Source organism: Vibrio mediterranei, assembly GCF_013364395.1.
GTDB classification, from domain to species: Bacteria; Pseudomonadota; Gammaproteobacteria; order Enterobacterales; family Vibrionaceae; genus Vibrio; species Vibrio mediterranei.
In genome coordinates this window covers 1,993,058-2,006,290 of record NZ_JABXGK010000008.1, presented here as the reverse complement: position 1 = coordinate 2,006,290, position 13,233 = coordinate 1,993,058, and the positions used below count along the sequence as shown (strand labels likewise).

The window sequence follows — 13,233 nt, the reverse complement described above, 5'->3', positions numbered from 1 at the left end:
GCCCTTCTTTCAGAGCTTGAGTTTGCTCTGAATTATTGTTCAGCGTAAAGGTCCATCGACCATCCGGCAACACAACCATGTTTCCATAATCGCTATTACCATTCTCGATGTAATATGTCAGCGTGCTATCTGCGTCAACATCAGTACCAACTAACGTCCCAGTTGCGACATCCGTTCCAGGCACCGTAACACCAGAATCCGTATGCCCAGCTTCAGTAACGGTAGCTGCGAGAGTACTGCTTGAAGTAAAGGTTGGTTGATCATTGGTACCCGTTATAGTGATGGTCACCGTTTCGGTGCTCACCGCACCAAACTCATCGGTCACTTTGACCGTAAAGCTAACGTCTTTAGTTTCGCCTTCTTTAAGTGCTTGCGTCTCAGTCGTGGTGTTATCTAGCGTAAAGGTCCATTGACCACCTTCTTGCACCACAAGTTTGCCGTAAGGGCTGTCGCCATTGTCCACAGCAAACTTCAACTGTGCATCAGCGTCTACATCATCCGCAGTCAAGGTACCGGTAGCCGTTGGTGTACCTGATATAACATTGCCATCGTCATCATGGCCCGCTTCAGTCACAGCACCAACAAACTTACTGCTGGCATTAAATGTTGGCTGGTCGTTGGTACCCGTAATGGTGATGGTCACGGCTTGCTCAGTCACCGCCCCTTTATCGTCGGTCACTTTCACCGTGAAAATGACGTCTTCCGATTGGCCTTCTTTCAGCCCTTGGGTAGCGTCTGCGTTGTTATCTAGAGTGAACGTCCATTTACCCGTCACCGGATCGATAGCGAAGCTACCGTAGTTGCTGCTGCCTTCGGCGCTAAACGCCAGAACGGAGTCGGCATCAACGTCAGTGGCTTCAATGGTACCCGTTGCGCTTGGCGTGCCAGATACCACGGTGCCGTCATCTTCATGGCCCGCTTCTTTCACCGCTCCCGCCGTTACGCTATTACCATCAATAGTCGCAGCATCGTTGGTACCGGTAATAGTGATGGTCACCGTTTCAGTGTTCACCGCACCAAACTCATCGGTCACTTTGACCGTAAAGCTAACGTCTTTAGTTTCGCCTTCTTTGAGTGCTTGCGTCTCAGTCGTGGTGTTATCAAGCGTAAAGGTCCATTGACCACCTTCTTGCACCACAAGTTTGCCGTAAGGGCTGTCGCCATTGTCCACAGCAAACTTCAACTGTGCATCAGCGTCTACATCATCCGCAGTCAAGGTACCGGTAGCCGTTGGTGTACCTGATATAACATTGCCATCGTCATCATGGCCCGCTTCAGTCACAGCACCAACAAACTTACTGCTGGCATTAAATGTTGGCTGGTCGTTGGTACCCGTAATGGTGATGGTCACGGCTTGCTCAGTCACCGCCCCTTTATCGTCGGTCACTTTCACCGTGAAAATGACGTCTTCCGATTGGCCTTCTTTCAGCCCTTGGGTAGCGTCTGCGTTGTTATCTAGAGTGAACGTCCATTTGCCCGTCACCGGATCGATAGCGAAGCTACCGTAGTTGCTGCTGCCTTCGGCGCTAAACGCCAAAACGGAGTCGGCATCCACGTCAGTGGCTTCAATAGTACCCGTTGCGCTTGGCGTGCCAGATACCACAGTGCCGTCATCTTCATGGCCCGCTTCTTTCACCGCTCCCGCCGTTACGCTGTTGCCATCAATAGTAGGCACATCATTGGTACCGGTAATAGTGATGGTCACCGTTTCAGTGTTCACCGCACCAAACTCATCGGTCACTTTGACCGTAAAGCTAACGTCTTTAGTTTCGCCTTCTTTAAGTGCTTGCGTCTCAGTCGTGGTGTTATCTAGCGTAAAGGTCCATTGGCCACCTTCTTGCACCACAAGTTTGCCGTAAGGACTGTCGCCATTGTCCACAGCAAACTTCAACTGTGAATCAGCGTCTACATCATCCGCAGTCAAGGTACCGGTAGCCGTTGGTGTACCTGATATAACATTGCCATCGTCATCATGGCCCGCTTCAGTCACAGCACCAACAAGCTTACTGCTGGCATTAAACGTTGGCTGATCATTCGTACCCGTGATAGTAATTGTAACAACTTCCGAGGTCACAGCGCCTTTGTCGTCAGTAACACTGACGGTAAATTGAATTTCTTGTGTTTGACCTTCTTTAAGTGCCTGTGTTTGAGGGGAATTATTATCGAGATTAAAGACCCACAAACCACTAGGTTGCACTTGTAAGCTACCAAAGTCGCTACTTCCATCTTCCACAGCAAAAGTTAAGCTTGAGCCTTGATCCACATCACTCGCAACAAGCGTACCTGACACTATTGATTGACCAGCCACCTCTGTTCCATCGTCAAGGTTACCAGCCTCAACAACTTGCCCAGAGAAGTTACTTGAAGTCGAAAACTCTGGCTTATCATTTGTTCCAGTAATTGTAATTACAATCGTATCGGTTACCACCGCACCTTTGTCATCGGTAACCAAAACCGTGAATTCAGATGTAGCAGTTTGACCCTCTGCTAGAGCTTGTGTCGCGGTAGAACTGTTGTTTAAGGTGTAGGTCCATTCACCAGTCTTACTATCAATAGAGATAGAACCGTATTGGTCAGATTGGTTAGCGACTGAATAAGCAAGAACCGAGTCGGTATCGTTATCTGTCGCAACAACTTGGCCAGTCGCAGTGTCATTTCCTGCGTCGATATCGCCGTTATCGAAGTGACCAGATTCGGTTACACTCCCTTCCCCTGGTTCGACTATCACAGGAATATCATTGATAGGATTGATGGTGATGGCTACACCACCGGCCTGAACAGAGTTTATCTCTCCACGACCATCGTCAACTGTGTAGGTAAATTGGCCAGCATCTTCACCTGCGGTGTATTCCATTGGCGCATCAAATTGTAAACCTTCAAACTCAGCTTGTGTTAACTGCTGACCTAACGTAACCGGTGTGCCATCAGCGAGTGTTAGGGTACCCAATTTAGGAAGCTCTGTGACAGTGAGCGTCAGCACATCACCATTCGGGTCAATAGGAAAGTCTAGGTTTAACTGACCATCTTGCGATTCTTCATCGTAGTTACGTAAATCAAAGACAGTAACAGGGGCGGCATTAGAAAAAATATCTAGGAGTGTATTAGTCTGGGTATCATTAAGACTGCGAGGATCAAGTCCTGTTGTTTCGAAGAAAGTCGCAGCTTGAACTTGTGGGTTTATCGCTTCAACGGTTGCCGCATCGGATATACTGGAGCTTAGGCCATCACCGGCAGCCGTGGCTTGATCTTCATTTTGAGTCGGGTCTTCACCGGATTCAATTTGAGCAATGATGTCTAGTGCATCTTGATCGCCTTGCAGCAGACTTGAGCCAAAATCATCACTTGGAACGTCGACTTGAGCGAGCTTAATGCCCTCTAATTCATCACTAGGCTGCTCGGCAACCTGTTCAAGCACTACGTCTCCAGGTCGGGGATCAACCCCTTCTGGTAATACGACCAATTTTCCTTGTGAATCAAGAACTAGGGTTCCTGTGACATTCACAAGCCCCATTAATGCAGCGATACTCATGGCGAGCTCCTTTAAAACCGACTTCACTCTGGTTAAAAGTTCAAAAAACTGTTACTTCGATACCCAAACACCATTTAGTTGATATGCACTCTCGCACATTCAAACATTATAGGTTTGTTCATCTTCATTTCTAATTTATATGCATAATGTAAATATCAGATATTTATCGTTATATAAATTGAAATTGGAATTAAATTAGGGGAAGTCTCAAAAACGAAATACCAAAAGGCATCTGTATAGAAAACAAGTAGTCATTTCGTTTAAAACAAGAGGATAAAGGTAATGATTTGTATGGTTTAGGTAGTGAGCGTGTCTAAAAGCTCAGGGTTAACGCCGAACCCAGTTTTATGCTCCTCAATGACCACTTCACTGCGAGTTTGAATCACCCCCGGCAAAGTACCCAACTTGGTGGACATAAATGCTTGATAGGACTTCATATCTTTGGTGCGAACTTTGATCATTGTGTCGAAGTCACCCGATAGAGAGTAACACTCTTCAATTTCAGGCATCAGTTCTACCGCTTTGGCAAACTTCTCGAAGATGGAAAAACTGGTTTGATCGAGTCGAATATGAATGAAAACTTGGACATCCAAATTCAGTTTCTCTGGATTAAGCTCCGCATGATACCCAAGAATGAAGCCTTCTTTTTCTAGTCGCTTAACCCGATCAGAGCAGGGAGACGTTGTTAGATTGACCTGTTTAGCCAACTCAACAATCGGCATGCGACCTTTAAGGCTGAGTATTCTTAGGATTTCTAAATCGATTTTATCTAATGCGAGCGAAGCCATTGATTTATCTCGAGCGAATGGACATTCTCTCGATTGTAAATCAATCGTTATGCATGTAAATAGACGTCAGATCACAAACTCACAACAAAACCAAAAGGTTAAACGTAGGGAGCCTGAAAAAGTTACGCTAAGTTTGCTTGCTGACTCATGACTGGTTTTGCCGCTTCTTGGTTTTGCTTATTACAAACTCGGCAATACAGCTGACGCTCTAGTTTGTAATAACCACTACCTGTGACAAGTTGAGACATTAATTGCTGGAAGCTCTGGAGCATGGAAGTACTATCATTTGGACTGCGTCGCATCACGGCTTTGTGGGCTGTATCTTTCTTGCATGCTGCGCAGTAGTTAGTTGGCATTGTCATTGTCTCCAGCTGGTCTGATCATTTCGTGACCATATTGTGTAAAAGGTCGGTAGAATTACAAAACGATCATTGCAAAAAATGTGGCAGCTATTCCAAATTCTTGGTCATTATTTTGCGAATTTTTGATCAAGATTTCGAAATTAACTTACAAACCCCTCCAAAAAACCGAAAGTGTAACAAGATGCAAGCAAATTATGTCATCTTGCTGCGAAAATCACGTATCACTACTAGTAATCAACAAAGTGCGCATTTAGCTGGTACAAAAAAGCCCACTCCTAAGAGTGGGCTCGACGCTTAATTTCGTTAGATAGTTACTTAGCTGGTTTGATATTGAAGAAAATAGCAAACAGTACTGGCACCACGATCAAAGTCAGTACCGTCGCAAATCCAAGTCCAGCCATGATCGTCACCGCCATAGAGCCAAAGAACGCATCAAACACCAGCGGGATCATCCCCAAAATAGTTGTCAAGGCCGCCATACTCACTGGACGCACACGACTCACAGCACTATCAACAATCGCTAAATACGGATCCTTGCCACTTTCCAGCTCAAGATTGATCTGATCCATCAGAACAATACCGTTTTTCAGGATCATACCGCTCAGGCTTAACAAACCAAGTAACGCCGTAAAGCTGAATGGCATATTGGATAGTAAGAGACCAAATGCGACACCAATGATCGACAGTGGAACAGTAAGCCATATCACCAAAGGCTTTTTCAATGAGTTGAATAGCAACATGGTAATAATGAACATCAATAAATAACCCATAGGCAAGGATTTGAACATCGCTTCTTGCGCATCCTTCGATGATTCATATTCGCCACCCCATTCGATCGTGTAGCCATCAGGCAGAGGCAGTGATTCTACCTGTGGCTTAACACGAGCGAATAAACTTGCTGCGGTTTCATCCCCAAGCACATCGTGATCTGCGAGTACGGTTAATGTACGTTTTCTATCACGACGTTGAATAATAGGTTCTTGCCAATCCAAAGTAACATTGTCAATGACTTGCTCGACCGGAACATAGGTCTGAAGCATTGGACTCCATATGGAAATATTCTGCAAAGACGCATAGTCCACACGCTCATCTTCAATTAGGCGAGTCACGATAGGTAGCATCTGAGTACCATCACGGAATATGCCAATGGTATTGCCACCGAATGCCAGCTGAAGTGTGTTAGATAAATCCTCTTTAGAGATACCCAAACGACGCGCTTTCGACTCGTTAAATTGAGGAACTAGCTCTTTGATTCTTTCACGCCAATCATGTCGAATGTTTCGCGCCCCTGGATCAGCAATCAGTACATCTTCAACTTGTACCGCAATATCACGTAGTACTTGAGGATCTGGACCTATAATACGAGCCTCGATCTTTGAAGCAGGCGACGGACCGAACTCCATTAAACGTAGCTGGAACGTTGGTGCGGCGAATTCGCTCGCTAAGTTATCATCTAACTTATGTAGTAGCTCAAACATATTGTCGCGACTAGTTGCTCGTACTTGCAGCTGAGCATAGCCTTCGTAGCTCTTTTCTGGCTGATAAGTCAACATGAAGCGTTGTAGTCCTTGACCAACCGACGTAGAGACGAACTCAACGTTATCCTGCGCTTGAATGTATTGCTCCACTTTTTCTGTTTGCTTAAGTGTCTGACGAATATCCGTTCCTTCAGGCATCCACATATCTACAAAGAACATTGGCGTATTAGATGGTGGGAAAAACGACTGTTTCACCAAACCAAACGCCATCACCGCGGCAATGAGCATTGCTACCATGCCCGCGACGGTTAACCAACGCAGCTTTAGAGCAAGTTTTAATGACCAACGAAAGACCGTGAACAAAACACCTTTATATGGGTCAGAGTCATCTGCGCTCTCGTTTTTGTCTGATTCCTTCAGCAGAAAGTCAGCCAAGAACGGAGTCAACGTTAATGCGGTAATCCAACTTAGGAACAGTGAATAACACAGAACCCAAAATAGAGACCCCATGAATTCACCAGTTGCGTCCTGAGACAAACCAATAGGCGCAAATGCTGTAATCGCAATTACGGTTGCACCAAGCAGTGGCCATTGAGTTTGCTTAGCGATACCCATTGCAGCTTGCTTCTTGGTTTGGCCTTGTTTTAGCCCTACTAAAATGCCTTCTACAATCACGATGGCATTATCCACCAGCATACCCAGAGCAATAATCAACGCGCCCAGAGAAATACGATGTAGCTCGATATTATTGATACTCATCATAATGAAAGTACCAAACACCGTTAGCAGCAAAACCGCACCAATGATGATGCCGCTACGCATTCCCATGGTAAACAGCAGCACTAAAATGACGATTCCAACCGCTTGAGCAAGGCTGACTACAAAGTCTTGAACTGACTTATCTACTTCCGCCGATTGATTGTAGAAGTAGTCAAGATGAATGCCCGCAGGTTTGATGCTTTCTAATGATTTCAGCTGTACATCTAACGCCTTACCGACTTCCACTACGTTAACCCCAGACGAAAATGAAATCGCTAGGTTAATAGCAGGCTTACCGTTAAACGTAATCACATTCGACGGTTTCTCTTGAATACCTTTTGAAATATCCGCGACATCTTTAAGACGAATCAAGTTTCCGGTATCACGACCATGGATAATCAGATTTTCCAATGACTCAACGGAGTCTAAGCTACCATTTGGACGAATCGCTAAGCTTTCGCCATTAATCATAATCTCGCCAGAGGAAAGCACGCTGTTTTGCTGATTAAGCAATCCCATCACCGCATTCATGTCCAGATTCAGTGCTGACAACCTTTCTAGAGACAGCTCAACAAACAGCATCTCTTGCTGATCGCCTGCAATGGCCACTTTGCCTACGCCATCGACTAACTCAAGCTCTCTGCTTAAATAATCCGCATAGCGCTTAAGCTCAACATAATCATAGCCATCACCCGTGAGCATGATCATTACGCCAAACACATCACCAAAATCGTCAATGATTTGTACCGAGCTCACACCATTTGGGAGCTGCGGTTGTAGATCATTGATTTTTCGGCGCATCTCATCCCAAATCTGTGGCAACTCATCAGGACCATAGTCCATTTTCATACTGACCATGATTTGAGAAAGACCCGAAGATGATGTCGATTTGATGTTATCGATATAAGGGAGTTTGCGGATTTCTTTCTCTAATGGATACGTCAGTTCTTCTTCGACTTCCGTGGATGTTGCCCCCGGATAGGTAGAAATAATCATTGCATCTTTAATGGTAAATGCAGGGTCTTCCAAACGACCTAGATCCATAAAAGATTGCACGCCACCGATAGCTAAAATGACTAGAAACAACCAGCTGATGACGCGGTTCTTAATTGAATATTCCGTTAAACTCATTGTTATTTATTCCCCTTGAGAGCCACTTCTTCACCATCTCTCAGTTTTCTCAAGTTAGAGCTCACCAACACGTCGCCTTGGGTAACACCAGTATCAACAATCACACCGAAACTGTTTATTTGATCCACGTGAACAGGCGTCTTAGTGACGACTCCTTCAGCATGTTTCCATACAAAGAACTCGCCTTGCTTAGTACCGGCCTCAAGCACGGTCATAGGCAACTGATAGCCTTGGATTGAACTTAGCCCTGCTGCCACCATGTCCACGTTCACGGCAACACTCGTACCAGGAAGGATTTTCTCAGTTGGTTGAGGCATCTGAAGCCACAATTCATAGGCACGGCTTTGTGAGTCAGGCTCGCTAGAGTGCTCCAAATACTTCATGCTGTAGCTTTGATCTACACCAGAAAAATAGGCTCTTGGCTGATAAGCATTTTTCTGAGCCTGTGGAGTAATCGATGCAAGAATGTAGTCCGACAAACTGATTTTCACGTACACCTTGTCGTCTTGATAGATAGACACCACGGTTTCACCAGGCCCAACATTCTCGAAACGCTCTTTATCAACACTCGCAACCACACCCGCAAAAGGTGCCTTCAAGCTGGTATATTGAATCTGATGTTGAATGTTCTGATACTGCGCTTTCGCAAGCTGCTTGTTGGACGTTAATTCATCCAGCTCAGAGCTAGAGATCATGTCTCTTGAATATAATTCCGCACCACGACGCAATTGCTTGGTCGCTAGTTCAAATTGTGCTTGTGCATCACGGTACTGTTGCTGAAGTTTTTGGTCATCAAGCTTTGCGACAACTTGACCTTTCTTCACCGATTGACCAGATTTCACGAGTAAGTGTGAGATTTCACCTTGAATACGGAACGCCAGATTGGTCTGCTCAGCTGTGACCACTTGGCCACGAAACTCGCGATATTGCTGTTCAACAGGTTTTTGAACTTCAATCGTCTCCACCTGCAACGGTGCTCGCTCACGCACAGTGATATCTGAATAACAGCCTTGCAACGTAAGGGCAGCTAAACCTAATGCTAATATTGACTTTTTCACTAGATACCACCCTCACGAGTCCATAATTTGACTTGCTGTCCTTCGGCTAAGTTTGCCGCGCCTGCTACTACAATTTGGTCGCCTTGTTGTAAACCAGCCGTCACGTCACCCTTTTCATCAAGTGAAAGCTTGATTTGATGAACTTGATGGGTCGCTGGGTCAAAGCGCCAAACCTTACCGCTGGTTTCGTTCTGGTTAATCCATGCGGCAACAGGCAAAGAAAACGCACGTTCTGTGGTTTCACTTTGGATATGTACTTGTCCGGACATGCCTGCGAGTACATTGATATTTTCTGGCTTAGTGATTTTTACTGACGCTGCGTAGCTATTGGTATCAAGATCAGGCTGCATCGCAATCTCTCTAAAGGACGCTTCAATACGCTGGTTACGATGGCTATCTAGCGTGACGAAAAAGTGCTGATGCTTAAGCTCATCCAGCGTCATATTCTTCACTTCAGTGACCGGAATAGCAAACGTAACGTCTAAGTCTTGGCTACTAATGAGATTCAGAATGGGCTGCTTGGCACCGACCACTTCATATGGTTTTTGATGAGTAACTGACACCACACCATCAAACGGAGCGATAATTTGTGTGTAACCTAGATCCGCCTTAGCTTGCTCAAGCGACGCCTGTGAGGCCTTAAACTGTGTTTCATTGCGATCAAAGGCATCGGCACTGATAAGCTTCTTAGCAAATAACTGCTCGGCACGTTTTAATTGGGACTGTGCGAGATCAAACTCAGCTTGACGAGCATCCAAGGCCACTTGATAGTCCGTTGGGTCAAGTGTCGCTAGAATTTCACCCGCTCTCACCGCTTCACCCATCTTCACATCTATCGAAGATATTTGTCCTGCTACCTGAAACGACAGCTGTGCTCGGTCTGTGGCATCCACTTGCGCCAAATAACTGCTCACTGGCGAGAAATTCAACTCAGGAACTTCGACCACTTTAACTGGCTTGATCACGGGTTCATTGATTTCCGATTGTGCTTGATTACAACCGGACAGGCCGACGGCTGCCAATAAAGGCAACACAATCAAACCACTAGTTTTGAATAGACGATGGGTTTTCATAATATTTATCCCAAATTATATTTTACACTTGTGCAGTTAATTACTTTACAAGTGTGCAGTATAAGTATAATTTGAAAGAGATCAATAAATATTGCACATGTGTGCAGTATAATTTTTACGACTAACTTTATCGCTTTTGGTTATATGAAGAAGTCGTGACATTAACTCAGTAAATTTACTGCTCTTGATGACAGGATTGATGCGAATCTTGTCGTCGAGCACATTATTGCAGTACCCTGTATAGGATTGATTGAATTTAGAAGGTATCGAGTGGAAAAGAAAAAAGGTCGTCGCAGCGCAACGGCAGCGGAAGAGACGAAAAACCTGATCATGACGGTCGCAGCAGAAATGTTTTGTGAGCTAGGCTATGAGCGTGTATCCATACGCAATATTAGTGAGCGCGCAGGCGTCTCTCATAGTTTGATTCGTCACCACTTCGGTAGCAAAGAACAAATTTGGTATGGCATCAGCGACCACCTTCACGCGTATATGCAAAAGTACATTCGTTATCTTCTCGATCAGCTTCCAGAAGACACCCCCGCGAATGTCAAAGTCTACCGTTTTGCTGTAGGTATGTTGGCGCACTGCATTGTCATTCCTCAACCGATCCAACTTATCGCAGACGCAATGCGTCAAGAAAATGAATTCTTCGACTACTTTATTGATAGCACCGGAGAAATTGAGAGCATCGTGTTCAAGTTGGTTGATGACTACAACGCAAATTCCCCACAAACGCCACTCATTATGCATGAGCTGAAGTGGAAACTGATGATGTTCGCCCACGGTTCTGCTTGTATGCTCCCCATGCTCAAAGAAACATGGTCACAGGAAACCACAGATCTGGATGAATGTTTGGTCAAACACTGGTCGCTGTTCGAAGCACAAGTTGCAAATGAGCTGTCTATAGGTGAACAAGACCGTTTGAAGCCGACAAAGGTCGATGAGCTTGTTTATCAGGTTGAATGTGATTGGGGTGAGTGTCCAAGGTAAGGGCTTTATCTTGGAGTCAAAAAGTAGCTGGATAAGCTACTTTTTGATAACAGATAGCCGCAAGTCATGCATCTCAAATATGTTGCTAGGTCTCTCCCAATAATCAAAGTACAACATTCGACAAGCCCAATTTGATTAGGTTAGACTTCGTTCATACCTACAATAGATTATCTATCCAATGACTACCACAGCCCAGCGACGCGAAGCCATTCTAGCTCATATACAAACGCACCAAAAAGGTGAAGTAAACCACTTTGCGCAACAATATAATGTTTCAGAAGTTACTATCAGGAATGATCTTAATTATTTAGAGAAAAAGGGCTGTGTTACCCGGTGTTACGGCGGTGCACTTTTAAATAGTAGTTTCACTTTTGACCAACCATTATTCGATAAAAAGCAGCTAAATAACGAAGTAAAAGCGAAAATTGGCAATTACGCTGCTTCGTTAATACCGAATGGTAGCAAAGTCATTATCGACTCAGGCTCTACCACAGAGCAAATTGCCTATCACCTTCAAAACAAGAGCAACATAACTGTCATGACCAATGCCATCAACGTGGCCTACCATCTTGCAAGCCAAGACAATGTTGAAGTGATGGTCACTGGTGGTGTGATGAGGAAAAACTCTTATTCTCTTTATGGTTCAAGAGGTGAAGATTTGTTGACGAGCTTTCACTTTGACTTGTTGTTTATTGGCGTTGATGGCTTCGATGCTCAATCAGGTATCACCACCCCGCATAAGGGCGAAGCGAGCATTAATCGAGCCATGGTAAAGGCCGCCCAAAAAGTGGTGGCGGTAACGGATTCTTCTAAGTTCGATCGTCAAAGCTTCTGCCTTATCGCTCGACCCAATCAAATCGATATGTTGATTACCGACAGTGGAATCCCACCTCAATATGCATCAGAACTCATTTCTCTAGGTATCGATGTACGCATTGTTGATTAGCGTTAATTTCTGCAATAACTCGTAACCTCAGAGTTACTGAATATCAATAGTGTGACATTGATCATTTATGATTTCGAAACCTATTATTTAACTCCTCAATAGTATCTCCTTTCACTTGGCATTCTATAAAACCAAGTAGCCATATAGACAAGATTGTTCATTCTACCTCTAAAACTGAAAGACAAACCTTTCACTCCACTTGAAACGAAAGACAGAAACACCCTAAACCGAAAGAAAACCAACTGTGATCTGGCTTTCACTTTTATTAATCTCCGCCTGATTTAATAGAAACCATAAGAAATCGAAACTCTTTGAATACCATTTGAAAGTTAACGAAAGCGAGGTTTTATTCATGAATAGCGAGGAGCGCCGACTTAAAATCATGACGCACATTCGTGCTCATGGCAGCGGAAAAGTTGACGAGTTTGCTGAGCAATTTCGCGTCTCAGCAGTAACGATTCGACATGACCTAAACCTCCTAGAAAAAGAGGGATGTGTTTTTAGATGCTATGGAGGCGCTAATTTAAATCCTAACTTTGCATTTGATCAACCTTTGTACCGTAAAGATCAGATCAACAGAGGGGCAAAACAGAGCATTGCGTACTCAGCTGCAAAACTTATCAATGATGGTGAAGCCGTCATTCTCGATTCAGGTTCTACTATTGGACTCATGCCCCAATACCTCACTGATTTTAAACGCTTAGTCGTTTTAACTAATGCTCTAAACACCGCTTACCAACTCAGTAATAACGAAAACGTCGAGTTGCATGTGGTTGGAGGCAACCTCCGCCGCGCCTCGTGTTCACTCATCGGGAATCACGGTGAACAACTCATTCGTTCTTACTTGTTCGACAAACTGTTTTTAGGTGTTGATGGATTTGACTTGCACGCTGGTATCACTACACCTGATAGCCACGAAGCACAAATCAATAAAGCAATGTGTGACGTTGCTCGTCAAGTCATAGCAGTCACAGACTCCAGTAAATTCGGTAGAAAGAGCTTTTGCATGATTCGTGCGGCAAATCAAATCGATGTATTGGTTACAGATAGTGGTATCCCCCACGCCACACATCAAGCTCTTTTGAATATGGGCGTAAAAGTCATTCTCGCAGACTAAAT

Annotated in this window: 9 protein-coding genes; 3 read left to right on the top strand and 6 right to left on the bottom strand. The window is 44.7% G+C overall.

The window, feature by feature from the left end; translation table 11 throughout:
- The 6 genes from HOP38_RS26050 to HOP38_RS26025 all read right to left on the bottom strand — a co-directional run.
- On the bottom strand, window positions 1-3,529 hold a 3,529-nt coding region (locus tag HOP38_RS26050), incomplete at its 3' end, for a VCBS domain-containing protein (protein ID WP_198559346.1).
- A 296-nt stretch (window positions 3,530-3,825) separates the two neighbouring features.
- Window positions 3,826-4,317 carry an Lrp/AsnC family transcriptional regulator gene (locus HOP38_RS26045; RefSeq protein WP_006070243.1) on the bottom strand — a complete coding sequence of 164 codons (492 nt, stop codon included), beginning with the start codon at window positions 4,315-4,317 and terminating at the stop codon, window positions 3,826-3,828.
- Between the two features lie 122 nt (window positions 4,318-4,439).
- Entirely contained in the window at window positions 4,440-4,673 is a 234-nt protein-coding gene (locus tag HOP38_RS26040; RefSeq protein WP_006070244.1) for a hypothetical protein, read from the bottom strand.
- Between the two features lie 317 nt (window positions 4,674-4,990).
- Window positions 4,991-8,047 carry an efflux RND transporter permease subunit gene (locus HOP38_RS26035; protein WP_198559345.1) on the bottom strand — a complete coding sequence of 1,019 codons (3,057 nt, stop codon included), beginning with the start codon at window positions 8,045-8,047 and terminating at the stop codon, window positions 4,991-4,993.
- 2 nt (window positions 8,048-8,049) lie between these two features.
- Entirely contained in the window at window positions 8,050-9,105 is a 1,056-nt protein-coding gene (locus tag HOP38_RS26030; protein WP_006070246.1) for an efflux RND transporter periplasmic adaptor subunit, read from the bottom strand.
- The gene (locus HOP38_RS26025) at window positions 9,105-10,178 is read right to left on the bottom strand and encodes an efflux RND transporter periplasmic adaptor subunit (protein ID WP_088877754.1); all 1,074 of its coding nucleotides are present in this window, start codon (window positions 10,176-10,178) and stop codon (window positions 9,105-9,107) included. The genes HOP38_RS26030 and HOP38_RS26025 overlap by 1 nt, the downstream gene beginning before the upstream one ends.
- 270 nt (window positions 10,179-10,448) lie before the next feature.
- Here HOP38_RS26025 and HOP38_RS26020 point away from each other — a divergent pair, with 270 nt between their 5' ends.
- From HOP38_RS26020 to agaR (HOP38_RS26010), 3 genes are all read left to right on the top strand, one after another.
- Window positions 10,449-11,168, top strand: coding sequence for a TetR/AcrR family transcriptional regulator (locus HOP38_RS26020; protein WP_006070248.1), 720 nt, complete (start codon window positions 10,449-10,451; stop codon window positions 11,166-11,168).
- Between the two features lie 178 nt (window positions 11,169-11,346).
- Window positions 11,347-12,114, top strand: a complete 768-nt coding sequence (gene agaR / locus HOP38_RS26015; protein WP_124941638.1) for a transcriptional repressor AgaR — start codon at window positions 11,347-11,349, stop codon at window positions 12,112-12,114.
- Window positions 12,115-12,466: 352 nt separating this feature from the next.
- Window positions 12,467-13,231, top strand: coding sequence for a transcriptional repressor AgaR (agaR, locus tag HOP38_RS26010; protein ID WP_198559344.1), 765 nt, complete (start codon window positions 12,467-12,469; stop codon window positions 13,229-13,231).
- Window positions 13,232-13,233 lie beyond the last annotated feature (2 nt).

Excerpts from the sequence above, each read along its gene's own strand:
- HOP38_RS26045 (WP_006070243.1), bottom strand. The coding sequence starts at position 4,317 with ATGGCTTCGCTCGCATTAGATAAAATCGATTTAGAAATCCTAAGAATA.
- HOP38_RS26040 (WP_006070244.1), bottom strand. The coding sequence starts at position 4,673 with ATGCCAACTAACTACTGCGCAGCATGCAAGAAAGATACAGCCCACAAA.
- HOP38_RS26035 (WP_198559345.1), bottom strand. The coding sequence starts at position 8,047 with ATGAGTTTAACGGAATATTCAATTAAGAACCGCGTCATCAGCTGGTTG.
- HOP38_RS26025 (WP_088877754.1), bottom strand. The coding sequence starts at position 10,178 with ATGAAAACCCATCGTCTATTCAAAACTAGTGGTTTGATTGTGTTGCCT.
- agaR (WP_124941638.1), top strand. The coding sequence starts at position 11,347 with ATGACTACCACAGCCCAGCGACGCGAAGCCATTCTAGCTCATATACAA.
- agaR (WP_198559344.1), top strand. The coding sequence starts at position 12,467 with ATGAATAGCGAGGAGCGCCGACTTAAAATCATGACGCACATTCGTGCT.